The organism is Streptomyces sp. LE64 (assembly GCF_052606915.1).
Genome location: NZ_CP199708.1, coordinates 3,921,520 through 3,947,982 on the forward strand (window position 1 = coordinate 3,921,520; position 26,463 = coordinate 3,947,982).

Annotated in this window: 27 protein-coding genes; 20 read left to right on the forward strand and 7 right to left on the reverse strand. The window is 73.2% G+C overall.

Annotation, left to right across the window (positions count from 1 at the left end):
• Positions 1 to 58: 58 nt before the first annotated feature.
• Positions 59 to 3,466: a S41 family peptidase gene (locus ACSMX9_RS17810; protein WP_445403017.1), complete on the reverse strand. Its 3,408-nt coding sequence runs from the start codon at positions 3,464 to 3,466 to the stop codon at positions 59 to 61.
• 346 nt (positions 3,467 to 3,812) lie between these two features.
• On the opposite strand from ACSMX9_RS17810, the gene ACSMX9_RS17815 reads away from it, so the two are divergent.
• From ACSMX9_RS17815 to ACSMX9_RS17825, 3 genes are all read left to right on the forward strand, one after another.
• Positions 3,813 to 4,403, forward strand: coding sequence for a TetR/AcrR family transcriptional regulator (locus ACSMX9_RS17815; RefSeq protein WP_445395079.1), 591 nt, complete (start codon positions 3,813 to 3,815; stop codon positions 4,401 to 4,403).
• A gap of 187 nt (positions 4,404 to 4,590) precedes the next feature.
• Positions 4,591 to 6,834, forward strand: coding sequence for an MMPL family transporter (locus ACSMX9_RS17820; protein ID WP_445395080.1), 2,244 nt, complete (start codon positions 4,591 to 4,593; stop codon positions 6,832 to 6,834).
• A 243-nt stretch (positions 6,835 to 7,077) separates the two neighbouring features.
• Positions 7,078 to 7,662: a hypothetical protein gene (locus ACSMX9_RS17825; RefSeq protein ID WP_445395081.1), complete on the forward strand. Its 585-nt coding sequence runs from the start codon at positions 7,078 to 7,080 to the stop codon at positions 7,660 to 7,662.
• Between the two features lie 37 nt (positions 7,663 to 7,699).
• Here ACSMX9_RS17825 and ACSMX9_RS17830 read toward each other — a convergent pair whose 3' ends face one another.
• The gene (locus ACSMX9_RS17830) at positions 7,700 to 8,077 is read right to left on the reverse strand and encodes an SsgA family sporulation/cell division regulator (RefSeq protein WP_445395082.1); all 378 of its coding nucleotides are present in this window, start codon (positions 8,075 to 8,077) and stop codon (positions 7,700 to 7,702) included.
• 279 nt (positions 8,078 to 8,356) lie between these two features.
• Between ACSMX9_RS17830 and ACSMX9_RS17835 the strand changes: the two genes are divergently transcribed.
• The gene (locus ACSMX9_RS17835; RefSeq protein WP_445395083.1) at positions 8,357 to 9,577 is read left to right on the forward strand and encodes a serine hydrolase domain-containing protein; all 1,221 of its coding nucleotides are present in this window, start codon (positions 8,357 to 8,359) and stop codon (positions 9,575 to 9,577) included.
• Between the two features lie 77 nt (positions 9,578 to 9,654).
• Positions 9,655 to 10,437 carry an SDR family NAD(P)-dependent oxidoreductase gene (locus tag ACSMX9_RS17840; protein ID WP_445395084.1) on the forward strand — a complete coding sequence of 261 codons (783 nt, stop codon included), beginning with the start codon at positions 9,655 to 9,657 and terminating at the stop codon, positions 10,435 to 10,437.
• A gap of 36 nt (positions 10,438 to 10,473) precedes the next feature.
• Here the strand turns inward: ACSMX9_RS17840 and ACSMX9_RS17845 are convergent, their stop codons facing one another.
• The 3 genes from ACSMX9_RS17845 to ACSMX9_RS17855 are packed head-to-tail and all read right to left on the reverse strand — an operon-like array spanning position 10,474 to position 13,341.
• Positions 10,474 to 11,508: a tetratricopeptide repeat protein gene (locus ACSMX9_RS17845; protein ID WP_445395085.1), complete on the reverse strand. Its 1,035-nt coding sequence runs from the start codon at positions 11,506 to 11,508 to the stop codon at positions 10,474 to 10,476.
• An 8-nt stretch (positions 11,509 to 11,516) separates the two neighbouring features.
• On the reverse strand, positions 11,517 to 12,200 hold the full coding sequence (locus ACSMX9_RS17850; RefSeq protein WP_445395086.1) for a hypothetical protein: 684 nt from the start codon (positions 12,198 to 12,200) through the stop codon (positions 11,517 to 11,519).
• A gap of 40 nt (positions 12,201 to 12,240) precedes the next feature.
• Entirely contained in the window at positions 12,241 to 13,341 is a 1,101-nt protein-coding gene (locus ACSMX9_RS17855; RefSeq protein ID WP_445395087.1) for a peptidoglycan DD-metalloendopeptidase family protein, read from the reverse strand.
• Positions 13,342 to 13,472: 131 nt separating this feature from the next.
• Here ACSMX9_RS17855 and ACSMX9_RS17860 point away from each other — a divergent pair, with 131 nt between their 5' ends.
• The 14 genes from ACSMX9_RS17860 (at position 13,473) to ACSMX9_RS17925 (ending at position 24,175) form a co-directional block, all read left to right on the forward strand.
• On the forward strand, positions 13,473 to 14,021 hold the full coding sequence (locus ACSMX9_RS17860; RefSeq protein WP_445395088.1) for a DUF6668 family protein: 549 nt from the start codon (positions 13,473 to 13,475) through the stop codon (positions 14,019 to 14,021).
• Complete coding sequence (locus ACSMX9_RS17865; RefSeq protein WP_351249712.1) at positions 14,018 to 14,296, forward strand: hypothetical protein; 279 nt, start codon at positions 14,018 to 14,020, stop codon at positions 14,294 to 14,296. The genes ACSMX9_RS17860 and ACSMX9_RS17865 overlap by 4 nt, the downstream gene beginning before the upstream one ends.
• 100 nt (positions 14,297 to 14,396) lie before the next feature.
• Positions 14,397 to 14,696, forward strand: a complete 300-nt coding sequence (locus tag ACSMX9_RS17870; RefSeq protein ID WP_445395090.1) for a hypothetical protein — start codon at positions 14,397 to 14,399, stop codon at positions 14,694 to 14,696.
• 44 nt (positions 14,697 to 14,740) lie between these two features.
• Positions 14,741 to 15,496 (forward strand): hypothetical protein, encoded by a 756-nt coding sequence (locus ACSMX9_RS17875; RefSeq protein WP_445395092.1) that lies wholly within the window; start codon positions 14,741 to 14,743, stop codon positions 15,494 to 15,496.
• On the forward strand, positions 15,496 to 16,686 hold the full coding sequence (locus ACSMX9_RS17880; RefSeq protein WP_445395094.1) for a hypothetical protein: 1,191 nt from the start codon (positions 15,496 to 15,498) through the stop codon (positions 16,684 to 16,686). The genes ACSMX9_RS17875 and ACSMX9_RS17880 overlap by 1 nt, the downstream gene beginning before the upstream one ends.
• 78 nt (positions 16,687 to 16,764) lie before the next feature.
• Entirely contained in the window at positions 16,765 to 18,258 is a 1,494-nt protein-coding gene (locus tag ACSMX9_RS17885; protein ID WP_445395096.1) for an SCO6880 family protein, read from the forward strand.
• Positions 18,255 to 19,742 (forward strand): ATP/GTP-binding protein, encoded by a 1,488-nt coding sequence (locus ACSMX9_RS17890; RefSeq protein WP_351243090.1) that lies wholly within the window; start codon positions 18,255 to 18,257, stop codon positions 19,740 to 19,742. Before ACSMX9_RS17885 ends, ACSMX9_RS17890 begins: the two co-directional genes overlap by 4 nt.
• Before the next feature lie 32 nt (positions 19,743 to 19,774).
• A complete protein-coding gene (locus ACSMX9_RS17895) occupies positions 19,775 to 20,308 on the forward strand; it encodes an NUDIX hydrolase (protein WP_445403018.1) in 534 nt (177 codons plus the stop codon).
• Positions 20,309 to 20,687: 379 nt separating this feature from the next.
• Complete coding sequence (locus ACSMX9_RS17900) at positions 20,688 to 20,897, forward strand: integrase core domain-containing protein (protein WP_445395098.1); 210 nt, start codon at positions 20,688 to 20,690, stop codon at positions 20,895 to 20,897.
• Positions 20,898 to 21,029: 132 nt separating this feature from the next.
• On the forward strand, positions 21,030 to 21,485 hold the full coding sequence (locus ACSMX9_RS17905) for an NUDIX domain-containing protein (protein WP_445403019.1): 456 nt from the start codon (positions 21,030 to 21,032) through the stop codon (positions 21,483 to 21,485).
• Positions 21,486 to 21,775: 290 nt separating this feature from the next.
• Positions 21,776 to 22,213, forward strand: a complete 438-nt coding sequence (locus ACSMX9_RS17910; protein ID WP_445395100.1) for a hypothetical protein — start codon at positions 21,776 to 21,778, stop codon at positions 22,211 to 22,213.
• Positions 22,214 to 22,220: 7 nt separating this feature from the next.
• Positions 22,221 to 22,763, forward strand: a complete 543-nt coding sequence (locus tag ACSMX9_RS17915; protein ID WP_445395102.1) for an NUDIX hydrolase — start codon at positions 22,221 to 22,223, stop codon at positions 22,761 to 22,763.
• Between the two features lie 357 nt (positions 22,764 to 23,120).
• On the forward strand, positions 23,121 to 23,957 hold the full coding sequence (locus ACSMX9_RS17920) for a helix-turn-helix domain-containing protein (RefSeq protein WP_445395104.1): 837 nt from the start codon (positions 23,121 to 23,123) through the stop codon (positions 23,955 to 23,957).
• Positions 23,957 to 24,175 carry a DUF397 domain-containing protein gene (locus ACSMX9_RS17925; protein WP_445395106.1) on the forward strand — a complete coding sequence of 73 codons (219 nt, stop codon included), beginning with the start codon at positions 23,957 to 23,959 and terminating at the stop codon, positions 24,173 to 24,175. Before ACSMX9_RS17920 ends, ACSMX9_RS17925 begins: the two co-directional genes overlap by 1 nt.
• A 253-nt stretch (positions 24,176 to 24,428) precedes the next feature.
• Here ACSMX9_RS17925 and ACSMX9_RS17930 read toward each other — a convergent pair whose 3' ends face one another.
• Positions 24,429 to 24,632: a hypothetical protein gene (locus tag ACSMX9_RS17930; protein WP_445395108.1), complete on the reverse strand. Its 204-nt coding sequence runs from the start codon at positions 24,630 to 24,632 to the stop codon at positions 24,429 to 24,431.
• 187 nt (positions 24,633 to 24,819) lie between these two features.
• Here ACSMX9_RS17930 and ACSMX9_RS17935 point away from each other — a divergent pair, with 187 nt between their 5' ends.
• Positions 24,820 to 25,281, forward strand: a complete 462-nt coding sequence (locus ACSMX9_RS17935; protein ID WP_445395110.1) for an NUDIX domain-containing protein — start codon at positions 24,820 to 24,822, stop codon at positions 25,279 to 25,281.
• Positions 25,282 to 25,590: 309 nt separating this feature from the next.
• On the opposite strand, the gene ACSMX9_RS17940 is transcribed toward ACSMX9_RS17935, so the two are convergent.
• Positions 25,591 to 26,430, reverse strand: coding sequence for a DMT family transporter (locus ACSMX9_RS17940; RefSeq protein ID WP_351243069.1), 840 nt, complete (start codon positions 26,428 to 26,430; stop codon positions 25,591 to 25,593).
• Positions 26,431 to 26,463: the final 33 nt, after the last annotated feature.

Here is a 26,463-nt window from a genome sequence, read left to right on the forward strand (position 1 = left end):
TCGTCCACGGTGGTCGGCCCCGGCCCGGGGAGCAGCGGACGGGCGACGGGCGGTCGGTTCAGTCGGGGCGGGGCGGCAACGGGGGGCGGGTGCGGTCCGGCACGGAGGAGTAGTCGGGGGGCGAGGCCGCCGGGTGCCGGGCGAGCAGTTCCAGGGCCAGGGTCACCGCGTCGTCGAGGACGGCGTACCGGCCCTCGGCCCAGTCCAGGGGGGTGCGCAGGGCGGGCAGATCGGGCTCGACGCCGTGGTTCTCCACGGACCATCCGTAGGCGTCGAACCAGGCGGCGTTCATCGGGACCGTGATCACCGTGCCGTCGCCGAGCTGGTGGCGGCCCGTCATGCCGACGACGCCGCCCCAGGTGCGCTGGCCGACCACCGGGCCTATCTCCAGCAGCTTGAACGCGGCCGTGATCATGTCGCCGTCCGAGGAGGTGGCCTCGTCGGCCAGGGCGACGATGGGGCCGCGCGGGGCGTGGGAGGCGTACGAGACGGGTTGGGCGTCCCGGGTGAGGTCCCAGCCGAGGATGGTGCGGGTCAGCTTCTCGACGACGAGTTCGCTGATGTGACCGCCGGCGTTGCCGCGCACGTCCACGATGAGTGCCGGTCGGGCCACCTCGCCGCGCAGGTCCCGGTTGAACTGGGCCCACCCGGAGCCGCCGAGGTCGGGGATGTGCAGGTAGCCGCACTTGCCGCCGCTGAGCCGGCGGACCACCTCGCGCCGTTTGGCCACCCAGTGCTGGTAGCGCAGCGGGCGGTCGTCGACGAGCGGGACCACGGCCACCCGGCGGGGCGGCCCGGTACCCCCGGCCGGGGCGAAGGTCAGTTCGACGGTGGTGCCGCCGGCCGCGGCGAGCAGCGGGAACGGCCCCGCGACCGGGTCGACGGGGCGGCCGTCGACATGGGTGAGCGCGGCTCCCTCGCGGATGCCGGTGCCGGCGAGCGGCGAGCGGGCCTTGGAGTCGGAGGAGTCGCCGGGCAGGATCCGTTCGACGAGCCAGCCCTCGGGGCGTCGGACGAGGTCGGCGCCGAGCATCCCCTGGGGGCGCTCGTAGTGCGGCGGACCCTCGTTGCGCCGGGCGGGCGTCACGTACGCGTGGGAGGTGCCGAGTTCGCCGAGCACTTCGCGCAGCAGGTCGGCGAACTCGTCGGGGGAGGCGACCGCGTCGACCAGCGGCCGGTACTGGTCCAGGACGGCGTCCCAGTCGATGCCGCCCATGCCGGGTTCCCAGTAATGGGCGCGGATGATCCGCCCGGCCTCCTCGTACGCTCCCCGCCACTCGGCGGGCGGATCGACGTCGTGGAGGATGCGGCGCAGGTCGATCCAGACGGTGGAGTCGCCGTCGCCGGGGTCGGCGGCCGGCTGGGCGCGCAGCTCGTCCTCGTCCATCACGACCAGGCGGGTGCCGTCCCCGCTCACGGCGAACCAGTCGAGGTGGTCGACCAGTTCGGTGCGCTTGGCCTTGGTGATGTCGAAGTGTTCGAGGGTGGGGCGGCCCGAGGTGTCGGCGGGGTTGGCGAAGGTCTCGCCGAGCGCCCCGGAGATGGGCCAGCGCAGCCAGACCAGCCCGCCGCCGGCGACCGGGCTCAGGGCGGAGTACTTGGAGGCGGGCACCGGGAAGGGGGTGACCCGTGGTTCCAGCCCCTCCACCTCGATGGTCACGGCGCCGGCGTCGGAGCCCGGCGGCTCGCCCTCCTCCGCCGGGTCCAGGCCGCCCGCGGCGGGGCGTCCGTCCGGGAGCAGCGCGAACGGGGACGGGGTCGCGGAGGAGAGTGGGACGAGGTAGGGGCGGCAGCCCAGCGGGAACGACAGGTCACCGGTGTGCACGTCGTAGACCGGGTCGAAGCCGCGCCAGGAGAGGAAGGCGAGGTAGCGGCCGTCGCTGGTGAAGACCGGGTTCTCGTCCTCGAAGCGGCCCTGGGTGACGTCGATGACGGTGCCCGCGCCGGGGCCGGTGATCCGGGCCAGTTTGATGGAGCGCAGGCTCCGCCCGATTCCGGGGTGCGACCAGGTGAGCCAGGCGCCGTCGGGGGAGAACGCGAGGTCGGTGACCGGGCCGTTGAGCGAGCGGATCAGCTCCGTCGGGCCGCCGGCGCGGGCGCCGGGGCGCGGCGGGTCGGGGTCCGCAGGTCCGTCCTCGGCGGTCCCGGTGTCCGGAAGGGCCGCGTCCGGCGCCGCTCCGGCGTCCGTGGTGACCCCGGCGCCCGTGACGACCGGGTCCGTGGGGTCCTCGGCGGTGTCGAGGAGGAGCAGCCGTCCGTCGTTCGCGGCGATGGCGAGCCGGTCGCCGTCCGGATCGGGGACGAGTTCGAGGACGTGGCCCAGTTCGCCCGGGGCACCGGCGGCGAGCCGGCGCGGCGGGCGGTCGCCGGAGGCGCGCGGCAGGTAGGCGATCTCGACGGCGTCGGCGCCGTCGGCGTCCGTGACGTAGGCGACCCGCCCGCCGCCCGAGCCGAGCAGCACGGGGAGCCGCACCCGTACTCCGGGGGTGTCGGCGAGGGTGCGGGCGGGGCCGTCGCGGTGGGTGAGCCAGTAGAGGCTGCCGCGCACCACGATCGCGCTGGCCCGCCCGGTCTCGTCCACCGAGAGCCCGTCCACGTGGCGGGCGGCGGCCACCTGGTAGGGGCGGCGCCCGGCGCGGGGGCCGCCGAGGCGCACGTCCAGCCGTCGGGGGCGGGCGTGCGGGGAGAGGTCGTCGACGAGCCACAGCCCGCCCGCGCACTGGTAGACGATCCGCTCGCCGTCGCTGGCGGCGTTGCGGGCGTAGAAGGCGTCGTGGTCGGTGTGGCGGCGCAGGTCGGTGCCGTCCGGGCGGCAGGAGTACAGGTTGCCGACGCCCTCGTGGTCGGAGAGGAACGCGATCCGTCCGGCGACGATCATCGGGGACTCCAGGTGTCCGCCGAGCCCTTCGAGCAGCCGTTCGCCGTGCAGCCACAGTCGGCCGGTGGCCCCGCCGCGGTACCGCTTCCAGGAGGCGGGTTCGTGCGGTGGCTTCCCGGTGAGGAGGAGGGTGCGGGGTTCCCCGTCGAGCGGGGCGACGGCGAGGTCGCTGACCGGGCCCCAGGGGAGACGGCCCCCGGGGGAACCGTCGAGGGGCAGCCGGTGGGCCCAGGCGAAGTAGGTGAAGGGCTGGCCGTGCGAGGCGACGGCCAGGACGTCGCAGTGGCCGTCCTCGTCGGGCGGTGCCCAACCGCAGACCCGGGTGTCGGGGGCGCCCCAGTAGGTGAGCCGCCGGGCGGGGCCGCCGGCGACGGGCACGAGGTGCACCTCCGGGTCGAGGCTGCGCCAGCTCGTGTACGCGATCAGGGTGCCGTCGGGGGAGAAGCGGGGGTGACCGACGCGGGTGCGGTCCACGGTGAGTCGCCAGGCGCGCGGCGGGTTCGCGCCGGCGGGGTGCAGCGGGGCGACCCACAGGTCATCCTCGGCGACGAAGGCGAGCAGGTCACCGTGGAGGTGGGGGAAGCGCAGGTACCCGGGGTCGGTGGGCGGGGCGTCGGTGACGTGGTCGACGCCGGCGGCAGCGGCGGGGGGTCGGGTGTCCGCGGGGGGTGGCTGGCCTGTGGGGTCGGTCACCCTTCCATGGTTTTCCCGGGGCGCGGGGGCGGCAACTCAGGCGGCAGCGTCGACACCGTGCGGCTGTGGCGCAGAACACGTACGAAACGGTTTCGTTTCGCTTGGTGGGTCGGGTAACGTGGCATCCGTACGAAACGGTTTCGTACCGATCAGGTTGGCTGCCGTGCGTGTGGTGCCCGTCGGGGGTGTGACACGGTCAGTAGCCGTTAGACTGCCGCGCGATACGAAGGGGGATGAGGGCATGGCCGAGGTGACGATGGCGCGCCGCAGTCGCATCACCCCCGAACGCGAGGCGGAGCTGTACGCCGCCGTACTCGACCTCTTGCGCGAGGTCGGTTACGACGGGTTGACGATGGACGCCGTCGCGGCGCGCACCCGGTCCAGCAAGGCCACCCTCTACCGTCAGTGGGGCAGCAAGCCCCGTCTGATCGTCGAGGCGCTGCGCGGACACAAGCACGCCAGTGTCGACGACGTCGACACGGGCACGCTGCACGGTGATTTCCACGCCCTGGTGATGCGGGCCGACGACTGCCAGTTGGAGCAGGAATCGGCGTTGATCCGCGGTCTCGCGATGGCCATCCAAGCCGAGCCGGACCTCCTCCGGGTCTTCCGGGAAGAGGTCATCGAGCCGGAGCTGGCCGAGCTGGAGGTCCTGTTGCAACGGGGCGTCGAGCGCGGCGAGGTCAGTGCGGACCATCCCGCCCTGGGATACGTCCTGCACATGCTGTTGGGCGCTTTCGTCACCCGGACCCTGATCGATGACCGGCCGCCCACGCAGGAGTTCCTGCACGACTACGTCGATGCCGTGATCGTCCCCGCCCTCGGCCTCTGACCCCGGTCCGCGTTCCGGGCACCCCACCCGGTCGCGCTCCGTCCGTCACCTTCCCGTTCCTCCGCACCACCGGGCCGTCCCCCACCCATGGGCCGCGCCCCGCTCCACCTGACGCGACCGCTCACGTCGTCGGGCTGGTGATCCCTGCCCTCTGTACGCACACGACCTGACCGGGAGTACCTCTGTCGTGGCCACGTTCCTCTACAAAGTCGGTCGGCTGGCCTTCCGCCGCCGCCACTTCGTCGCCCTCATCTGGGTGGCGCTGCTGACCCTCGCGGGGGTCGGCGCCGCCAGCGCGCCGGCACCGGGGGCCGGCTCCTTCTCCATTCCCGGCACGGAGGCCCAGCGCGCCTTCGACCTCCTGGAAGAGCGCTTCCCGGGCTCCGCCGCCGACGGTGCCACGGCCCGCGTCGTCTTCAAGGCCCCCGAGGGCCAGACGATGAACGACGCCGCGCACAAGGCGGTCGTGCAGGACGCCGTCGAGAAGCTCGGCAAGGACGAGCAGGTGGCCAACGTCACCGACCCCTACGCCACCCAGTCCGTCAGCAAGAGCGGTGAGATCGCGTACGCGCAGGTCACGTACGAGGTCAACAGCATGGAGCTGAAGGACGACTCCCGGGACGCCCTGGAGAAGACGGTCGAGGACGCCCGCACCGGCGGGCTGGCCGTCGAGGTCGGCGGTGACGCCCTCCAGGTCATGCCGCACACCGGCACCGCGGAGATCATCGGCATCGCCATCGCCGCGGTCGTCCTGGTCATCACCCTCGGTTCGCTGGTCGCGGCCGGGCTCCCGCTGCTCACCGCCCTGATCGGGGTGGGCATCGGCATCTCGACGATCACCGCCCTGGCCAAGGTCCTGGACCTCGGCACCACCACCGGCACCCTCGCCATGATGATCGGCCTCGCGGTCGGCATCGACTACGCCCTGTTCATCGTCTCCCGCTACCGCGCGGAACTGGACGAGGGCCGGGAGCGCGAGGAGGCCGCCGGGCGCGCGGTCGGCACCGCCGGCTCCGCCGTGGTGTTCGCCGGTCTGACCGTGGTGATCGCCCTGGTCGGCCTCGCCGTCGTCAACATCCCGATGCTCACCAAGATGGGCGTGGCCGCGGCCGGCACCGTCGCCATCGCCGTGCTGATCGCCCTCACCATGATCCCGGCGCTGCTCGGCTACGCCGGGCGCAAGATCCGCCCGGCGAGCGCCAAGGGCAAGCTGCGCGGCGGCAAGAAGGGCGCCGCTCCGGCCACCGACGCCGCCGCCGAGCCCGTCGAGGCCAAGGTCAACATGGGCACCAAGTGGGCCCGGTTCGTCATCCGTCGCCCCGTGGTGGTGCTGCTGGTCGGCGTGCTCGGCCTGGGTGCCGCCGCGCTGCCCGCCGGTTCGCTGGCCCTCGGCCTGCCCGACGACGGCGTCCAGCCCACCGACACCACCCAGCGCAAGGCGTACGACCTGCTCTCGGAGGGCTTCGGACCCGGCTTCAACGGTCCGCTGGTCGTTCCCACCGACCTCCGCGGCACCGACGACCCGAAGGCCGTCGCCCAGGACGTGGTCGAGACCATCAGCAAGGTCGACGGGGTCGTCTTCGCCTCCCCGGCCACCTTCAACGAGGCCGGTGACACGGCGCTGATCAGTGTCATCGCCGAGTTCAAGCCGAGCAGCACCGAGACCGAGGACGTCGTCCACGACATCCGGGCCGCGGGCGCCGAGCTGAAGAAGGAGCACGGCGCGGACATCACCGTCACCGGTGCCACCGCGATGAACATCGACGTCTCGGAGAAGCTCAACGACGCGCTGTTGCCCTACCTGGCACTGGTCGTCGGCCTCGCCTTCCTGCTGCTGATCATCGTCTTCCGCTCGGTGCTGGTGCCGCTGAAGGCCGCCCTCGGCTTCCTGCTGTCGGTGCTCGCCGCGCTCGGCGCCGTCGTCGCGGTCTTCCAGTGGGGCTGGCTCGGCGGGCTGTTCGGGGTCGAGGAGACCGGTCCCATCATGTCGATGATGCCGATCTTCATGGTGGGCGTGGTGTTCGGCCTGGCCATGGACTACGAGGTGTTCCTGGTCACCCGGATGCGCGAGGCGTACGTGCACGGGGAGCGGCCCGGTCAGGCGATCGTCACCGGGTTCCGGCACGGGGCGCGGGTGGTGACCGCCGCGGCCGTCATCATGATCGCGGTGTTCGCCGGGTTCATCGGATCCAGCGACCAGATGATCAAGATGATCGGGTTCGGGCTCGCGGTCGCCGTCCTCTTCGACGCCTTCCTGGTGCGCATGGTGATCGTGCCCGCGGTGCTGGCCCTGCTCGGTGACAAGGCGTGGTGGCTGCCGAAGTGGCTGGACCGGGCGCTGCCCAACGTGGACGTGGAGGGCGAGGGGCTCAAGGACCTCGGCACCTCCGCCGGTCCCCGGGACGAGGACCGGGAGCTGGCGCGGGTCTGACCCGTCCGACCACCGCACCGGGGCCCCGGGGAGCAGCCGCTCCCCGGGGCCCCGGCCGTTGTCCGAGGTGCCGGGACCTTTGACCTAGTGCCGGGCGACCGGGCCGTCTCCGTCCAGGGCCGGTGGGGCGTGCGCCGGTGGATCGGTAGCGTTCGAGTGCCACCGGCTGCCCGGTCGGTGCCCGCCCCACGGGGAGCCGGTGGCGTACGCGTTCCGCACGGGGAAGGGCACGAGAGGTCGTCCATGAACGTCGCCGAACCGGTCTCCGCCCTCTTCCCCGGTGCATCGGGGCGGATCGTCAGCGCCCTGGCCCGGCACCGCCGGGCCGGTGGGGACCGGCTGACCCTCGCCGAACTGACCCGTGCCTCCTCGGTGGTGGCCTCCCAGACGGAGGCGGTGCTGTTCCGCCTGGGACTGTTGGGACTGCTGGCACCTCGTGCCCGCGGGGAGGACGTGCACCTGGTCCCCGGTCACCTGGTGTGGGACGCCCTGGACGGCCTCCTCGACCTCGGCCCCGCGCTCCGCGCCCGGGTGCGCGCCCGCGCACTCGCCGAGCTCGATCCGCCGCCCCCGCACCTCGGGATCAGCGGTGCGGTCGCCGACGGAACCGCCACCGGGCCCTCGGACACCCTGCACCTGACGGTCACCGCCCCCGCCCCGCTGCCGGAAGGCTGGGTGCGCGGGGTGGAACGCCTGGCGGAACGGCTCGCGGCGGACCTCGGCAACATCGTCACCCACGCCCTGGTGGACGGCCCGGCACCGGGAGCGGTGCCCGTGCTCCGCGAGGAGCCGGGCACCCCGCCGGACCGGTCCTGGTCCCCTGCCTGAGTCGTCCACGGCCCTGGGGCGGGCCCCGGGGTCCGCCTCAACGCAGTCGGCCGGCGCGGGCTGCGGCCACCGCCGCATAGGTCCGCCCCAGGAAGCGGATCAGCGCCCGGGAGTCGAACTGGACCAGGGACACGCCCGTCGCCGAGTGCAGTTCCACCACGGCCTGGGCCCGCCCGCAGGGCCAGATGCTGACCGGGCCGTTCGCCACCGGTGCGGTCAGGCCCCGCTCCAGCAGGTCCCGGGTGAAGACCCAGTCACCGGACTCCTCGGCCCCGGTCACGCTGGCCGGAAGGGTCAGATGGACGGCGCCCGGGTCGAGGTCGGGGTCGTACGACAGGGAGACGGGGACGGCGGGGCGCTCGCCCGCGGTGTCCGTCACGACATGGGCCCGAGCGCGCTCCTGGACGGCGGTCATCGGACGACTCCTCACGCTCGCTCTGCATGCGGTGTATGCACCAATGTTCCATATCTTCTGATATGCGGGCCAGGGGATGTCGGCCTCCGGTGGTGGATCACCTGCCCGCGCCCGCGCACACCATGCGCGCTCGTCCGCCGTCACGGGTGTCCCGCACGCGGGAGCGCGGACCCGGTGTGCACCCCCGGAAGCACCCCGGGCGGCGCCGGGGAATCCCCCCGAGCCGTTGGGTGTTACACGTTCCGTCGAAGACCGCACACCGTACGGGGGGACGGACAGATGACCACCGAAGCGAGCACGGGCGCACGCCCCGCGCACCCGACCCTGGTCCAGGTGCACGGCACCGTCGCCCCGGGCTTCGAGGGCGTGCGGTCCGCCTTCACCCGGAACTTCACCGAGCGCGGCGAGCACGGTGCGGCGCTCGTGGTCCACCGGGACGGACACCCGGTCGTCGACCTGTGGGCCGGTGCCCGCGACCTCGACGCCCCCGACGGCGCGCCCTGGCAGCAGGACACCGCGCAGATCGTGCGCTCCGTCACCAAGGGCGTGGCCGCCGCCGCCCTGCTCCTGCTCCACCAGCGCGGCGAACTCGACCTGGACGCCCCCGTCGCCGACCTCTGGCCGCAGTACAAGGCCGAGGGCAAGGACGCCACCCTGGTCCGGCACGTGCTCGGGCACCGGGCCGGGGTCCCCGCCCTCGACCGTCCGCTGACCCCCGCCGAGGCCGCCGACCCGGAGCTGACCGCCGCCGCGCTCGCCGCGCAACGTCCGTTCTGGACCCCCGGCACCGACCACGGCTACCACGCCCACACCTACGGCTGGCTGGCCGCCGAACTCGTCCGCCGGGTCACCGGCACCCCCTTCGGACAGTGGGTCGACACCCACCTCGCCCGCCCCCTCGGACTCGACCTGTGGGTCGGGCTCCCCGCGGAACGGGCCCACCGGGTCGGTCGGGTCGGCTCCAGCCGGGCACCCGCCGGGCCGGCGGCCGGGCCCGTGCTGCGCCCCCGGCGCAACGTCGCCGCGGCCTACCAGGACCCCGACTCGCTCACCCGCCGCACCTTCGGCGCGATCACCCCGTCGCCCGACGAGAACGACCCCGCGTACCGGGCCGCCGTGCTGCCCGCCTCCAACGGGATCATGACCGCACGGGCCCTGTCCCGCTTCTACGCCGCGCTGATCGGCCCGGTGTCCGGCGCGCCCGCGCTGTTCACCCCCGGGACCCTGGCCGCGGCCCGGGCCGAGGAGTCCGCCGGGCCCGACCGGGTCCTCGTCGTCAACACCCGGTTCGGCGCCGGGTACATGCTGCACGGTCCCGCCTCCCCGCTGCTCGGCCCCGGTTCCTTCGGCCACCCCGGCCGGGGCGGTCCGCTCGGCTTCGCCGATCCGGAGAGCGGCATCGCCTTCGGCTACCTCACCAACGGCCTGCGCACCTCGGTCACCTCGGACCCCCGCGCCCAGGCGCTGGTCCGGGCGGTCCGGGAGGCGGTCGCCGCCTGAACCCCTGTGGGGCGGGAGGGGTTTCTGTGGCGTCAGAGGTCTCGATTCCGAGTGATTTCGGCAGGTAGGTTCTGGCCATGACACAGAGGTTCGAGGGGTACGGAGTCATGGTCACCGGCGCCGGCCGGGGCATCGGAGCGGCGACGGCCCGCCGGTTCGCGGCGGAGGGGGCCCGGGTCCTCGTCACGGACGTCGACCCGGAGGCCGCCGAGCGGCTCGCCGCCGCCCTGCGGGAGGCCGGCGGCACCGCCGAGCCAGCGCGGTGCGACGTGCGGCGCCCGGAGGACGCCCGGGCCGCGGTCGACCGGGCGGTGGCCGCCTTCGGGTCGCTGGACGTCCTCGTCAACAACGCCTACGCGGCCCGCGACGAACCCGAACGACCGGAGGACCTGCCCGACGAGGACTGGGCGTTCGCCCTGGACGTCACCCTGGTCGGCGCCTTCCGCTGCGCCCGGGCCGCGCTGGAGGCGCTGGCCGCCTCCGGCCGCGGGGCGATCGTCAACATCGGCTCGGTGAACGGCATCCAGAACTTCGGCGGGCACGCGTACAGCGCTGCCAAGGCCGGGCTCGGCTCGCTGACCCGTACGCTCGCGGGCCAGGCGGCCGAGCGCGGGGTGCGGGTCAACCTGGTCGCCCCCGGCACGGTGCGCACCCCCGCCTGGTCCGAACGGGGTCAGGACGTGGACCGGCTCCGCCACCTGTACCCGCTGGGCCGGGTGGGCGAGCCGGAGGACGTCGCGGCGGCGGTGGCCTTCCTGGCCTCCTCGGACGCGGCGTGGATCACCGGGGTCACCCTGCCCGTGGACGGCGGCATCCTCGCCGTCAACAGTGCCTTCCGGACCGCCTTCGCCCCCGAGTGAAAGGGGGTGGTGCGCCGGCGCACCACCCCACCGGGATCAGGGCCCCGGCACCGGCCGCGGGTCCGTCCCCGCCCCGACCTGCTCGGCCAGTCGGCCCATCCGGGCCCGGGCCGCGTCGAGTTGGGCGCGCTCGGCCGCGGCCGGCCCGCCCGCCGCGGCCAGGTCCTCCCACAGGGTGACCAGTTCGTGCCCCAGGGCCAGCCCTTCGGCCGGGCTGCGCAGCGCACGCCAGGCCGCCGCCGCGCTCTGCACGCAGGCGAAGGCCCGCACCGCGTCGTTCCCGCGGCGCCGCACCCGCGCCAACTCCATGGACAGGGCGAACGAGCGGGGTGCATCCCCCGCCAAGTAGGCGATGTAGGCGGCGAGTTCGCGCAGTTGCAGCACCTCGGCGTGTTCGCCGCCCAGGGTGCGTACCGCCGAGGCGATGCTCTGCTCGGCCATGGCCGCCGCCGACTCGATCCGTCCCATCCCCACGGCCTCGTTGATCCGCCGGACGGGTTCGGCGAGCAGCGAGGGGCCGGTGTTCCCCGAGCCCGCCGGCGCGCCCGCCGGGGCGGAGGCCGGTGCCGGGGGAGGGGGCGCGGCCGGCGCGGGCGCGGACCACCCCGGCGGCAGCGGGGGCGCGGCCGGAGTGACCGGCGGGACGGCCGCGGCGACGGCGGTCACGGGGGCGGGCGTTGCCGGGACGGGTGCCAGTGCCGGGGCGGCGACGGGCGTCGCCGGAGGAACCGGCGCGGGCGGCGCCGCGGCGCCCGGGGCGGCACCCTGGGGCGCGGGGAGCGGGACGGGGGCGCCGGCGAAGGCGCTGGCCCCGTCCGCGGTGACCAGGATGGGGGTGCGGTAGCCGATCCGTGCGTCGTGGACGGTGGCCGCGACCGGGTGTCCGGTGGCGAGCACCAGCCGGTGCAGGTGGTCGAGCACCGCCTCCTGGAGATTCTGGTCCCCGGTGCCGACGACCGGCAGTCCGCCCACCGTTGCGGCGCCGTCCGCCGTGACGTGCACCTCGATGGGGTGCGCTCCGGGTGCGGGCGACGGCTGCGGCTTGCGTCCGCCGAGACTGAATCTGGACATCGATCCCCTCACTGGGCGGAAGCGTCGGATCCGTCGGGGCCCCCGGCACGCGGACGGGCGGAGCCGCCGGGAGGCGTCACGGCCTCGACGACCGCCACGTCGTCCACCCGCCAGGGCGTGCCGGCTGACGAACGTACCAGCTTGACGTAGGCGTGGAGGCGGGGGCCGGGACCCTTCCACGCGTCCCGGCCGTGGGCCGTGCCGTTCACCACGAGCCAGCGGTGGGCGGTCGTCCCGCTGTCGGCGGGTGCGTGGTCGACGAGTTCGTCGGTCACCTCGACCGTGGTCCAGGCGCGGTGCCGGGCCCACTCGTCCCACCGGGTGCCGGGGCCGCTGGCGGGCCGGTGCTCCCGTTCGGCGGCGGCCCTGCGCCCGGTGAGCCAGCGGGCGGCGCGCACCTGGGCGTCCTGGGGGCTGGTGTCGTACGCCGTGTCGTGGCCGTACGCCGTCCGCGCCCATGCCGTGGCGACCTCCCCCGGGTCCCGTTCGTCGACCCCGGTGAGGCGGGGCACCCGGGCGCCGGGTCCCAGCGGGCGGCCCGGCGGCACGGGGGCCTTGGGGGCGACGGAGGCGGGGGCCGGGGTCGACCCCTCGCCGTCCTCCCGCCGGTCGGGCAGCCCGCACCCGGCCAGTAGGACCAGTGCGGTCAGTGCGGTCAACAGGGGGCGCAGCGGCCCGCGGTGCGCCGTCACGCGTCCGCCTCCCTCGGGTGCACGGGTCTCGTCGGTGCGGTCACGACATCCCCAGCCAGGGCGCGGGGTCCACGTACGTCCCGTCCACCCGCACCTCGAAGTGGGCGTGCGGGCCGGTCGAGAAGCCGGTGGAGCCGACCGCGCCGACCCGCTGCCCGACCCCCACCCGCTGCCCGCGCGCCACGTCGAGGGCCGACATGTGGTTGTACGTCGTCTCGATCCGTTTGCCGTCCACGGTGCCGTGCGCGACCACGACCCGGTTGCCGTACCCGGTGGTCCACCCCGCGAACGTCACCTCTCCGCCCAGGGCGGCCAGGAACGGGGTGCCGGCCGGGGCGCCGATGTCGATGCCGGTGTGCAACTTGTAGACGTGCAGGGTCGGGTGCATGCGCATCCCGTAGGGGGAGGTGACCGGGAAGTTCCCGCGCAGCGGCATCGCCATCCGCCGGCCGGGCGGCAGCTCGCCCACCGCGTCCTCGACGCTCGCGTACTTCGGGATCAGGGACCGGATGCGGGCGAGGTAGCCGCGGGTCTCCGTGTACGGCGGGACCCCGCCGTGCCGTTGCACGGCGCCGGGGCCGGCGTTGTAGGCGGCGAGCGTCAGGTCGAGGGTGTCGCCCTTCGCCCGCCCGCGCTGCTTGTACCGCTCCACCTGCCGGGCCAGTGCGCAGTCGTAGGCGCCCTGCGCCATGATCGCGTCCGGTGGGTCGAAGGGCGAGGACCGGCCGTCGCCGTCGGCGTCCTCGCCCCAGGTCGCCCAGGTCCCGGGCATGAACTGGGCGAGCCCCCGGGCGCCGGCGGGGGAGACCGCGTCGGGGTTCCAGTTCGACTCCGCCTCTATCTGGGCGGCGATGACGGCGGGGGTGACCGCCTCGCACAGGGCGCCCGCCTTCAACACCCAGGGCACGTACGCCGGGTCCACCGCACCGTTGCGCAGCGAGCCGCCCGCGCCCTTGCCGTCGCCCCCGCCGGGCGGGCCGCCGCTGACCGCGATCATCGCCCCCAACGGCAGTACCACCAGCGCCAGTACGCCTCCGACGATCCACGAGGCCCGTCCTCCGTTCCCCCCGCTCTTCGACATCCGCTCCCCTCGGCAGCGCTCCCGCGCCCCGTGCCCGTCCTCGCGGCCGTCGGGTGTCACCGGACGCATCCTGCCCGTGCATCACCGCTCGGTCATAAACTCGTCCCAGAGTGTCATGGGTCGCTGTTCCCCGCCCCCGCGTCGGCGAGGATCACCGGGCCGGTCACCGAACACCCCGGAAGGGAGGGGAGTTGAACGTGCCAGTCGAACCGCCGGGCGGACCCGGGATATGGGTCCGCGGGCCGGTCGCCGTCCCCGGGACGCCGGCGCCCGCACCGATGGACCCCCAACAGCCGCGCCCCGCGGGGCGGATGGCCTGGGTCGGTGCGCACGGCGGGGCCGGGGTCACCACCCTGGCGCAGGTCTTCGGCGGCGTCGACGCCGGCCGGTCCTTACCGCTCCCCGCCCAAGGCGGCCCTAAGACCGTGGTGTTGGTGGCCCGCACCCACGCCAGCGGGCTACGGGCGGTGTCCCGGGTGCTCGACGCCTTCCGACGCGGCCAGGAACCGCCCGGGACGACGCTGGCCGCGGTGGTCCTGGTCGCGGACGCCCCCGGCCGGCTGCCCCGGCCGCTCCAACAACGGATCAAGGTCATCGGTTCGGTGGTGCCGGTCCACCGGGTGCCGTGGGTGCCCGCCTGGCGCACCGGGGACCTCACCGTCCCGCCGCCCCGGCAGACCGCGGACCTGGCCGCCCTGATCGCCCAGCCGGACCGAGACCACCCGAGGAGCGGCCGATGAGCGCCGGACTGCTGGCCCACCTGGCGTACGACCCGCCCGCCGAGGTCACCGGTCCGCTGGACCAGGTGCTCGGCTACCTGGCCTGGTTGGTGACGGCGGCCGGAGTGGCGGGCCTGATGTTCGTCGGCACCCGGATGGCCGTCGCACTGCGCACCGGCGACGGCGAGGAGCACCTGCGGGCCTACCTCCTGGTGCTGGCCGCCTGCGTCATCGGCGCCAGCGCCGGGCCCCTGGTGCAGTTCGTGGGGCTGGACCTCTGGAACACCGAGGGCTGAGCGGCCCGCCACCCGGCCCTTCGGCGCCGACCCGTCCCCGCCCACCGGGCCCGACCCAACCACACCGCGACCCTTGGTCGAACCACATCGGGGAGAAACCATGATCCAGGCGCTCGCCGCCAAGGCCCACGCCACCGTCGTCCTCGCGGACGGCGACGTGCCCGACCCCAACCGCAACGCCCCCGACGCGCTCACCTCCAAGGTCGACACCGTCCTCGGCATCCTGGCCTGGGCCGGCACCGCGGCGGGCGTCGCGGGCGTGCTCATCACCGGGGCGATGATGGCGCTCTCCATGCGCCGGGGCGAGGGATCGGAGCACCTGGGCCGGCTCGGCATGGTCCTGGGCGGCTGCGTCCTGGTGGCCACCGCCGGGCCGGTCGTCACGTTCGTCTTCGGCTGACCGGGCCGACCCGCGACCACACCACAGAGTAGGGAAGGAACACGATGGGCAAGCCCGGCCGGCCGCGCGGCGGCAGCGGCGAGTGGGAGCAGCCGTTCTGGCAGCAGCGGGGCTGGATCGTGTCGGCCGGGTTCCTGCTGGCGCTCGCCCTCCTGGCCGGTGTCGTCCTGCTGGCGAGGGGGGACGGGGAGCCGGCGGCAGCGTCGGCGCCCGCACCCTCCGCCCCGGCCACCGCCGCCGCGTCCGGTGACGGCCGACCGGCCGGCTGCCGCACCGACGACGGCGAGCAGCGCAAGCCCGAACGGTCGCCGAAGGACCTGTACTGGAAGGCCAACGGCAGCAACCTGGTGCCCGTGTCGAAGGGTTCGGGACCGCTGAAGTTCGACGGCTCCGTCTGGTACTGCTTCGCCCGCACGCCCACCGGAGCGGTGTTCGCGGCGCACGCCATCGCCGACCACTTCGGGTACGCGGGTTGGCGGGAGGTCGTCGAACGCCAGGTGGTGCCCGGGCCGGGCCGGGACGCGTACGTCGCCGCCCGGAAGAAGGCGAAGGACAAGTCCCCCTCGGACGCGGCGGCCGGGGCGGCCTACGCCGGGTTCTCCGTCCTCTCGTACAACAGGCGGGAGGCGACGGTCATGCTGCTGGTGGGCGCGCCCGGCGGTGACCGGTACGGCTCCCTGTCGGTCGCGCTGCGCTGGCAGGACGGCGACTGGAAGGTGGTGCCCGACGAGGACGGCGCGGTCTACGGCGGGGGCGCGGCGGTCGACGGCACCGACGGCTTCGTGACCTGGGGGGCCTGATGGCGGACACCGGGAAGTGCACGGTCGACCCGCTGGCCTGCGCGGGGAAGGACGTCGAGTACCCCTTCGAGAAGGGCGGCCAGGGCGGCGCCGTGCAGGAGTTCGCCGAGGCGATCGGGGTCGCCACCTCGGAGACGCTGAAGGCGCTCAACGGGGTGTGGTTGAAGGTCGACGTGGAGAACCCCAACGGCCCGATCAACGACGTCCACGAGGCGACGGGTTGGCTGGTCGGCTACCTCGCGGTGGCCTGTCTGCTGATCGCCTCCGCGAAGATGGCCCTCGACCGGCGGGGCCAGCCCATGAAGCAGGCGTTCCTCGGCATGTGGCGGGTGCTGCTGGTCGGCGGACTCGCGGTGCCGGTGGTGCAGGCCCTCACCAAGGCGTCCGACGCCTACGCGCAGGACATCTACGAGAAGTCCGACCTCGACGACAAGGCGCACGAGATCCTCGGCGTGATGGGGCTCCAGGCGCCCGGACTGGTGCTGGTCTTCGGGCTGTTGGTGATCCTGTCGTCGGTGGTGCAGATCTGTCTGATGTACCTCCGCATCGGCGTCATGATCGTGCTGGTGGGCACCCTGCCGCTGGCCGCCGTCTCCTCCATGACCGGCTGGGGCGAGGGCTGGTGGAAGAAGCACCTGGGCTGGCTCGCGGCCTGGCTGCTCTACAAACCGGCCGCGGCCCTGATCATCTACTCGGCCACCGCGATGACCGACAACCCCGCGAACGACGGCGCCCTCGACACCACCATCGCCGGCATGGGCATGTTGATCCTGGCCGTCTTCGCCCTGCCCGCCCTGCTGAAGCTGATCGTCCCGGCCACCGTGGCCCTCGGCGGCGTCCCCGGCGCGGCCGTCGCCGCGGGCGCCTCCGGCACCGCGGCCAGCGGCGCCGTCAGCATCGCCTCCGGCGGGGTCGGCGGCGGGGCGGCGGCGGGCGGCCGGGCCGTCGGCCCGCAGGGCTCGCCGTCCGCGGGGGCCGGCGGCTCCGGCGCGAGCGACCGGGACCCGGCCCGGTCCGGCGGTGGCACCGCGGGCGGCCGCGGCAGCGGCGGGGGCGCCGCCGCGGGGCCCCGGGCCGCCGGCCCCGCCCCGGCCGCGCCCGCCGCCGCCGCGCGGTCCGCCGCCCGGGCCGGCGGTGACGCGACCCGCGCCCCCGACGACCACGGCACGGCGAAGGGCCACCACCCGTAACCCGCCCGCCCCGAGCCACCGACCACCGAGGCGCCACCGAAGCACCACCGCGGAAGCCGAAGCCCACGAAGGGAACCCATGTCCTCCGACGCCCTCACGCGTCCCACCTACGGCAACTGGCGCCGTCCCCGCCGCCCCGGCCTCGGCCCGCTCGGCCTGCTCGGCACCGTCATCGCCTTCGGCGGGCTGCTGGTGACGCTGCTGGCCTCACTGGTCTCCCTGGCCGCCGCGGTCACCGTCCTCGTCCCGGTGGCCCTGCTGCTGGCGCCGCTGGCGCTGCGCACCGCGGACGGCCGCAACGTCTACCAACTCCTCGCCGTGCGCATCGGCTGGCTCCGCCGCAAGGCCAACGGCTCCACCAGCTACGTCGCCGGGCCGCTGTCCCGCCGCCCCGGCGGCCGGTTCCCCCCGCCCGGGCTGCTCGCCCGCACCCGGATGCACGAGGGCCGGGACGCCTACGACCGCCCGTTCGGCGTGATCCACCACCCGGGGCGCAACCTGTACACACTGGTCCTGGCCTGCGAACCCGACGGCGGCTCCCTCGTCGACCCGGAACAGGTCGACGTGTGGGTGGCGTCCTGGGGCGACTGGCTGAACCGGCTCGCCCACGAACCCGGGCTGCGCGGAGCCCAGGTCGTGGTGGAGACCGCGCCCGACACCGGCACCCGGCTCGCCGCCGAGGTCCTCCCCCGGATCTCCCCCGACGCCCCCGCCGCGGCCCGCGCCGTGATGGAGGAGGTCGTCCAGCGCTACCCGACCGCCTCCTCCGAGATGCACACCTACATCGCCCTCACCTACGGCCCCACCGGCGGCCCCAAACGGGACGTCGACGACGTCGTCACCGAGCTGTCGATGCGGCTGCCCGGACTGCTCGCCGGGCTGGTCGCCGCCGGCGGCGGGGCCGCCCACCCGCTCTCCGCCGAACGGATCGCGGAGACCGTGCGGGTGGCCTTCGACCCGGCGGTGGCCCCGGACGTGCTCGGCCTCCGCGCCGAGGACTCCGGCACCGGACTGGAGTGGGCCGACGCCGGCCCCGCGGCCACCGTGGAGACCGTCACCGCCTACCAGCACGACTCGGGCGTCTCCCGCTCCTGGCTGCTGACCCTCGCCCCGCGCGGCACCGTCCGCTCCAGCGTGCTGCGGGGACTGCTGGAGCCGGCGCCCGGCACCCGCCGCAAGCGGGTCTCCCTCGTCTACCGCCCCATCGACCCGGCGACCTCCGCCCGCATCGTGGAGTCCGACCGCCGCGCCGCCCACTTCATGGGCAGCTCCCGCGGCGGCCTCGTCCAGGCCCGCGCCACCTCCGAGATCCGCGCGGCCGAACAGACCGCCGCGGAGGAGGCCGCCGGCGCCGGACTGGTCGAGTTCTCGCTGATGGTGACCGTCACCGTCGACGAGGAGTCCGGGCTCCGGGACGCCGACATCACCGTCCGCAACCTGCAAGCCTCCTCCCGGGTGTCGATGCGCCCCGCCGACCGGATGCAGGCGTCCGCCTTCGCCTGCACCCTGCCGGTCGGCATCCTGCCCTGGGAGTACACCCTCGTCCCGTACCAGCTGCGGGAGGCGCTGTGAGCGGCACCCGGCGCCCCCGCCGCCCGGCCACCGCCCCGCCCCGCGGCTGGTACGGCCCCGGCGGCGGCCAGGTCGGCCACCTCGACCCGCCCGCCATGTGGCGGGCCACCACCGTGCAGGCGTGCGGGCTCTGGCCGTTCGCGGCCGGCTCCGGCGCCCCCATGACCGGGGTGCCGCTCGGCCAGCACCTGCACACCGGGGCCACCGTCTGCGGCGACCCCATCTCCTGGTTCACCCGCGCCCGCTACATCTCCAACCCCTCCCTGTTCATGCTCGGCATGCCTGGCCTCGGCAAGTCGACGCTGGTCAACCGGATGCTCATCGGCCTCGCCGCGACCGGCGTCACCCCGTTGGTGCTCGGCGACCTCAAACCCGACTACGCCGACACCGTGCGGGCCCTGGGCGGTCAGGTCATCTCCATCGGCCGCGGCGTCGGCGGCATCAACGTGCTCGACCCCGGCGCCATGGGCGAGGCCGCGGCCCGCATCGGCGGCGAGCCCGGTCGGGTGCTCGCCGCCGAAGCCCACGGCCGGGTCCTCAACATGGTCGCCGCGCTGATCACCATCGTCCGCGGCCGGCCCATGGACGACCACGAACAGTCCGTGCTCTCCGCCTGCCTGCACCACCTCACCGAACGGACGGAGCCGGGCCGCGCCCCGCTCCTGCCCGACCTGCTGCGGGTCCTCGACGAGGGCCCCGACCGGGTGCGCGCCGTCACCCTGGACCGCGGCGACGTCACCCGCTACCAGGAGGCCGTCGACCCGCTGCACCGCTCCCTGCTCGGCGTCCTCGACGGCCCCCTCGGCAGCACCTTCGCCGCCGGTACCTCCACCCGCATCGACCCCGCCTCGCCCGCCGTCTGCGTGGACATCTCCCGCATCGGCGAGGCCGACACCCAACTCACCGCGGCGGCGATGCTGGCCGCCTGGTCCGACGGGCTGGGCACGGTCGCCGCCGCCCACGCCCTCGCGGACGCCGGACTCGCCCCGCAACGCTGGTTCTTCACCGTCCTCGACGAACTCTGGCGCCCCCTGCGCGCCGCCTCCGGCATCGTCGAACGGATCGACGCCCTCACCCGCCTCAACCGCTCCCTCGGCCTCGGCGACGCCAAGATCACCCACACCCTGAAGGACGCCGAGGCCCTCGGCAACGAAGCCGACCGGGCCAAGGCCCGCGGCTTCGTGGAACGCGCCGGCATGGTGGTGTGCGCCGGCCTGCCCCGCACTGAGATGCGGGAGCTCGGCGAGATCGTCGGCATGTCGGAACGGGAGATCGACCTGGTCTCCTCCTGGTCCTCGCCGCCCGGCTGGGCCAGTACCGGCAACCACGACGAACCCCCCGGCCGCGGCCGGTTCCTGATCAAGGTCGGTGGTCGGCCCGGCATCCCCATCAAGGTCTCCATCACCGACACCGAACGCGCCCTGCACGACACCAACACCCGCTGGACCGCCACCGGTCCGCCCACCGGGGAGCGCGACGGATGACCGGGAACGCCGGGGAGGGGGAGGGGAGCGCGATGCGCTGGACGGTCCACGGGGAACGCCCCGTCCACGACACCCCCTGGGTGCGGCTGCGCACCCTGGACGTCGAACAGCCGGACGGCACCCGCACCGACTACGACGTGGTCCGGCTGCGGGACGTCGCCGTCACCGCCGCCGTCGACGACCGCCGCCGGGTCCTGATGATGTGGCGCCACCGCTTCGTCACCGACACCTGGGCCTGGGAACTACCCATGGGACTGGTCGAGGACGAGGAGGAACCGGCCACCGCGGCCGCCCGCGAACTGCTGGAGGAGACCGGCTGGCGCCCCGGCACCCTGCGGGAACTCGTCTACGCGGAACCCGCCGCCGGCATCACCGACGCCCGCCACTTCGTGTTCCGCACCGACGACGCCCACCACGTCGCCGCCCCGACCGAACGCAACGAGTCCGACCGCCTGGAGTGGCTCCCGCTCACCGACCTCCCCGCCCTGATCTCCCGCCGGGAGATCGTCAGCAGCGCCACCCTGGTCGGGATCATGGCCCTGCTGCTGGACCTGGGGGCGGGGTGACGGCGGGCGGGGGTTGCCGGCCGTTTCAGGAGCGGAGGGTTCCGAGCGCGCCGGCGAGGCGTTCGCGTGCCGTCGCCCCGTAGACCGCACTCCGGGACAGTTCCGCGAACCGTGGCGGCAGAAGATCAAGAAGGACGCCGACCTCATTCATCGTTCCGACCGCGGGTCGCCACGGCGATCAACAACCGGCCTCGCAAGGTCCTCGGTTGGCGGACACCGGCCGAGGTCTTCGAGGAACAGCTACGCTCGCTGCAACGGCCCAGCGTTGCAACGACCGGTTGAACTCACCCAATACGTGTCCATTCGCTGCACAGAGCGGCTGGCGGAGGTCGGAGCCTCAGCATCGGTCGGCTCGGTCGCAGACCCGTACGATAAGGCGATGGCTGAGGCCCTGAACGGGACGTTCGAGGCCGAACTGATCGAGCATCAGGGCCCGTGGCGGGACTGCGACAAGGTTGAGCGAGCCTTTTTCCAGTGGGTCGCGTGGTACAACGGCGAACGACTCCACTCCGCCCTGGGCTGCGTCCCACCCGACGAGTACGAACAGGCGTACCGGACGAGCCTGGAGGAAGCCTCGCAGACCGCTTGATCACACGATCGCGGACTCTACGAAACTCGGGACTGCTCAGTCGCCCGTCCCAGCCCGTAGCGGACCTGGCCCGCAGGCTTCACATCATCACAGGCGGTTAGAGTCCATCCTGTGAACGAGCATGAGGCGAAGATGGCCCACCCCCGCATGGCAGCCGGCGCTCTCTTCTTCGATGAAGCCGATCGCGTCCTGCTCGTAGAACCGTCCTACAAGGACTATCGCGACATTCCGGGTGGATACGTCGAACAGGGTGAGTCACCCCTGCAGGCCTGTGCGCGAGAAATCCACGAGGAACTGGGCATCAAACCCCGCATCGGCCGCCTGCTCGTCGTGGACTGGGCGCCGAATCCAGGGGAGGGAGACAAGGTCCTCTACCTCTTCGACGGCGGCCGTCTCAGCACGGACCACCGGCACCAGGTCGCACTGCAAGCCGACGAGCTCCGCGGCTACGACTTCCACCGCGCCGAACGGCTGCCGGAGCTCACCATCCCCCGCCTCGTACGCCGAATCACCGCCGGCATCCAGGCCCGCGCGAACGGCGCGACCGCCTACCTGGAACATGGCGAGCTGCCACAGGCAGGGCCCTGACCGGGGCCCTGCCTGTGGCGGAACATGAATCCCAGGTCGCATTTGCCCACGTCCGAGACCACTCGGAAGTCGGCCGACGGTTCGCTTCGCCGCAGACCGAGATTGCCTGCGGCCATCACCGGATCCCGTACGAACACCTGGAAAGCGCGTTGGGGGACTTAGCGCCGAGGAGTCCCCGTCATCGCTCACCGAGTGAACCGGCCTGGCCACCATCTGGGCATGAGACGCCCAGGAAGCGCCTTCGTGCGTGAGCGGACGGTCCGGCACAGGGCCGCCACGACCGAGATGGGGTGCGAAGTCGCAGGGCGCTGATCGGGCAGAACAGCACCCAGGAGCATCCCCCGGCAAGAAACCCGATCCCACTCTCGCTGCGGGGCGAGGACTTCCCCGAGCTGAGAAACGGTGCGTTCGTCGCCACGGTGACCAGCTCGGAGGACGAACTGGAGTTGGCCGGGCTGCCGGCGTGCTACACGAGGTCGACCGTTGCGGAGCACATGACGCGCTACGAGACGACGGGGCACTACTTCTACCTGCTCAACGGAGGCGAGGCGGTCAACTTCCTGCACGGGGCGAGCGTCGGTCCTTTCATCCACCTCGTCCAGGCCGAGATCATCGCCGGGGTGCGCGCTCTGGTGCAGGGAGGTTTCGGCGCGGGCGTGCACGAGGTCTCGGCAGCGGCCCGTGGCTCCATCGCCACGACCTGGCTCCACTACTTCAACGAAAGGTGACCGAACCATGGGAATCGACCCCGACCACATCCGCGAGACGGTGACGGCGTACACGAGCGCCCACCCGGAGGAGGACGCGGTGCTCGCCCGGGTCCTCGAACGTCTGGACCGGGGAGAGGACCTCAGCAGCCGCAAGACCTTCCCCCTGCACGTCACCGCCGGGGCGGTGCTGGTCGACGAGAACGGCGACGTACTCCTCGTCCGTCACAACGCACTCGGGAAGTACCTCACCCCCGGGGGTCACCTGGAACCGGAGGACGTGGACCTGAGGGGAGCCGCCCTGCGGGAACTGAGGGAGGAGACCGGCATCCGGACGGGGATCGAACCGCTCTCGCCCGACCCCGTCCACATCGACGTCCACGACATCCCCGCGAACGACGCCAAGGGCGAGCCCGCGCACCAACACGCCGACGTGCGGTACCTGTTCCGCACGACGGGGCCGGTGACAGTCACCTTGCAGGAGGAGGAGGTCAGCGGCGTCGCATGGCGCAGCCCGGACGCCCTCGCGGACGAAGTGCTACGGGATCGGGTCTCGGCGGCAGTCCGCTGACGGCTGCGCCCTCGCGCGCACGGGTGGTGAAGCGCTGCGGCCACGTCGCCTCGAACGTGGCCGCAGCACCACGGCGGCGGACCGGTGGTCACTCCGACCGGAGATCACCTTCGATCCCGCCGCCCTGCTGACGGAGACGTACCTCGCCCGATCCCGTGGCCCAGGCCGTGCCCTTCTCGCCCCGTGTCGGGTGAAGTGTGCGAGATCCCCGACGTGAGACTGGTGTTGTTCCGCTACGTTCTTTCCTCACATGACCGCTCCGCTCCGTAGTTCTTTCGCTACCGGGGTAGTTCAGGTGTCTTGGAGTGGGAAGCCGAACAACATGGCTGGCGAGAAAGGTTAATTGGGGGACAGAGGGTGAACCGTAAGGACTTGAACCCGGAGGAATCGCCGCAGGCGGCATTCGGAGCACGTCTACGCAGCTCACGTGAGGCGCGCGGCTGGACGCAAGCGGATCTCTCCACCCGCATGGGCGTCTCCGGCGGGCACATCTCGGGTGTGGAAACCACCCGCAAAACGCCTTCCTTGCGCTTCGCGAAGGCTGCCGACAAGGCATTCGGCCTCTTGGGGAAGGAGGCCACGTTCGAGCGCCAGTGGCGTGAGATGCAGTACGGGAGCCTGTTGGAGGGATTTCCGGAGTACCTGGGGTGTGAGGGGCGGGCCGCCGAGGTGCGGTTGTTCGAGGTGGGGGCGGTCCCCGGGCCGCTCCAGACCCGTGAGTACGCCCAGGCCATCGCGGGCTTCGCCGTGGAACAGGGGGACATCACGTCCGAACAGGCCGCTGAGCGCGTGGACTTCCTGATAGAGCGACAGTCCGCCCTGGCGCGGACCCCGTCACCGTTGGTCTTCGCCGTCCTGGACGAGAGCTGCATCCGTCGACCCATCGGTGGGCCGCAGGTGATGAAGGCGCAATTCGAGCGGTTGCTGGACTTCGCCGGACAGTCCAACTCGGGATTCCAGATCGCCCCGTACTCCCTGGCCGAGCGGAGGCCGTTCAGTCGCCTGGTCAACCTTCTGACGATGGCTGATCGATCCGTGATGTCCTACATCGAGTCAGAGATGCACGGTCATCTGGACCGTGAACTCACCTCTGTGCTCCCGCTACTGAGGAAGTACCATCAGTTGCAGCTAGAGGCCGCATCCCAGGCGGAATCTGTCGCCATGATCGAAAAGCTACGAAAGGGCATCGTGTGATGGCTGAGATCAACTCCCTTCCGCTGCGGTGGGTCAAGTCCTCTTACAGCACTCACAACGGTGGTTCCTGCGTGGAGTGGGCTCCTGATGTGGCTGTGGTGGGTGTGGTTCCTGTGCGCGATTCGAAGGATCTGGCCGGTCCTGTGTTGAGCCTGCCGGTGGACGCATTCTCGTCCTTCGTGGCGGGTGTGAAGGGCGGCGAGTTCGTCGCGGTCTGAGCGCGTCGGTGCGACCTGCCGCGGGCCAGCAGCGTGAGGCCCCCGCCGCCTCCGAGTGGAGCGGCGGGGGCCTGTTTCCTGTCTTGGATGGCCCAGCCTGCGGGCCACACCGGCTCCCGTACGATGTGCCGAAGGGGAGAGGCAGCGCCTCAAGGCGGCGAACGGCTACGGAAGTGCGCCGGCGCGGGCAGCAAGGGCCCGGAGTTCGGGTGTCGTTCGACCGGACAGCAGGAGTCCGGAGATGAGGAGGGCTCTACGCGGCGTGCCGGGCATCGACGTGCCGCACCCGCCGTCCCCTGCCGGTCCGGCCTGGTACGCGCTCCCCCTGAGCTACTGCCCGGACCAGCTCGCCGGCTTGCCCGTCGAACGGTTCCTCGAAGCCGTCCACGCCGAGGGCGCGGGCGAGGTCGACCTTCCCGGCTCGACCCGCGCTCTCGGCGATCACCCGTTGTTCCACAGCCCCGGGGCGCTCCTGCCGGCTACGCTGACCACCCGGGCCCCTCCGCCGACAGTTTCGCCACTGCACAGCGCGTACACGGCAGCACGGTGAAGCTCCCGGTGTGGCACCGCGAACAGGACCTCCATCTCGCCGACGCGTACACCGCGGCCATCGTCAAGGTCGCCGACCACCAGGAACTCGTGAAGTGGACGCACCCGTCGACGCCGCCCTGCTGGGCGATCTCATCCGCGCCGCCGACGCTGATGGCGTCACCAAGCACGTGGTCGGCGCCGTCATCTCCAATACGGAAGGCGAGGTGCTGCTATTGCACCGTGCCGCCGACGACTATCTCGGTGGCCTGTGGGAGCTCCCTTCCGGCGGTGTCGACGCGGGCGAGACCCTGACCGAGGCCCTGCACCGGGAAGTCGCCGAGGAGACCGGTCTCACCGTCACCACGGTCGGGGCCTACATCGGGCACTTCGACTACCTCTCCAAGAGCGGCAAGAAGACCCGACAGTTCAACTTCACCGTCCGCGTGACCCATGAGAGCGACACGGTCAAGCTGACCGAACACGACGCACACCTGTGGGCCGACAGAGCGAAGCAGGAACAGGTCTCCAACGCCGTACGGTCCGTCCTGACAACGTGGCGAGAGGGAGTTCCGTGACGGGGCGTCCCACGCTGGTACTCGCCGATCGCCCTGAGCTCTGTGTTCGCACCCACCCCGCCCACGAGGATGCGCCGGGCCTGGACTCCCTATGCCCGGGTCCGGCACGCGGGACCCGAGCACCCCCGCACGCGCGGGGAGCACGCCACTCCTCCGTAGTCGACGTCGCGGTGCGCGGGACCACCCCCGCACGCGCGGGGAGCACCCCTTCCCGACCTGGGACGTTACCCCGCGGGCGAGCCGTTTTGAGTAAGAACTCGAAACTCCGACATGTGCCCCAAACGACCCAAACCACCCCCCCGGCCCCCCTCACGTCAGCATCAGCCCTATCCCCACCACCAGCACCCCCGCCGCGACCAGGCGGGGCGTGCCGAAGCGTTCGCGGAAGAGGAGGGCGCCGATGGCGGCGCCGACGATGATGCTGGACTCGCGCAGGGCGGCGACGGGGGCGAGGGCGGCGCGGGTCTGGGCCCACAGGACCAGGGTGTAGGCGAAGACGGAGAGGGCGGCGCCCAGGAGCCCGAGCCGCAGGTGCGGGCGGAGCCGGTCGGCGGTCTCGCCGCGCCAGCGCCACAGGGCGTAGAGCGGGACGGCGAAGCCCTCCAGGACCATCAGCCAGGCCATGTAGCCGAGGGTGGTGCCGGCGGCGCGGACGCCGAGGCCGTCGACCAGGGTGTACGCGGCGATGGCGGCGCCGGTGGCGAGGGCGGCGACGATGGCGGGCCAGTCGGGGCGGTGGCCGCGCAGGCCCCACAGGGCGACGCCGGTGAGGCCCGCGCAGGCGACGGCGATGCCGGCGCCCTGCCAGGCGTCGGGGTACTCGTCGGCGAACACGGCAGCGAGGGCGGTCACCAGCAGGGGGGCGCTGCCCCGGGCGATGGGGTACGCCTGGCCGAAGTCGCCGAGGCGGAACGACCGCATCAGCAGGGCGTAGTAGGCGATGTGCAGGGCGGCGGAGAGGGCCAGGTAGGGCCAGGCGCCGGCGGCGGGCAGCGGGGTGAAGGGGGTGAAGGCGAGGCCGATCAGGGCGCCGCCGCCGGAGATCAGGGTGAAGCCGACGAGCTTGTCCGTGATCCGGTGGGCGATGGCGTTCCAGGAGGCGTGGGTGACGGCGGCGAGCAGGACGGCCGCCGCGACCAGCGGGGTCACCTCCGCACTGCCCGGATCGGAGCGGTCGGGTGC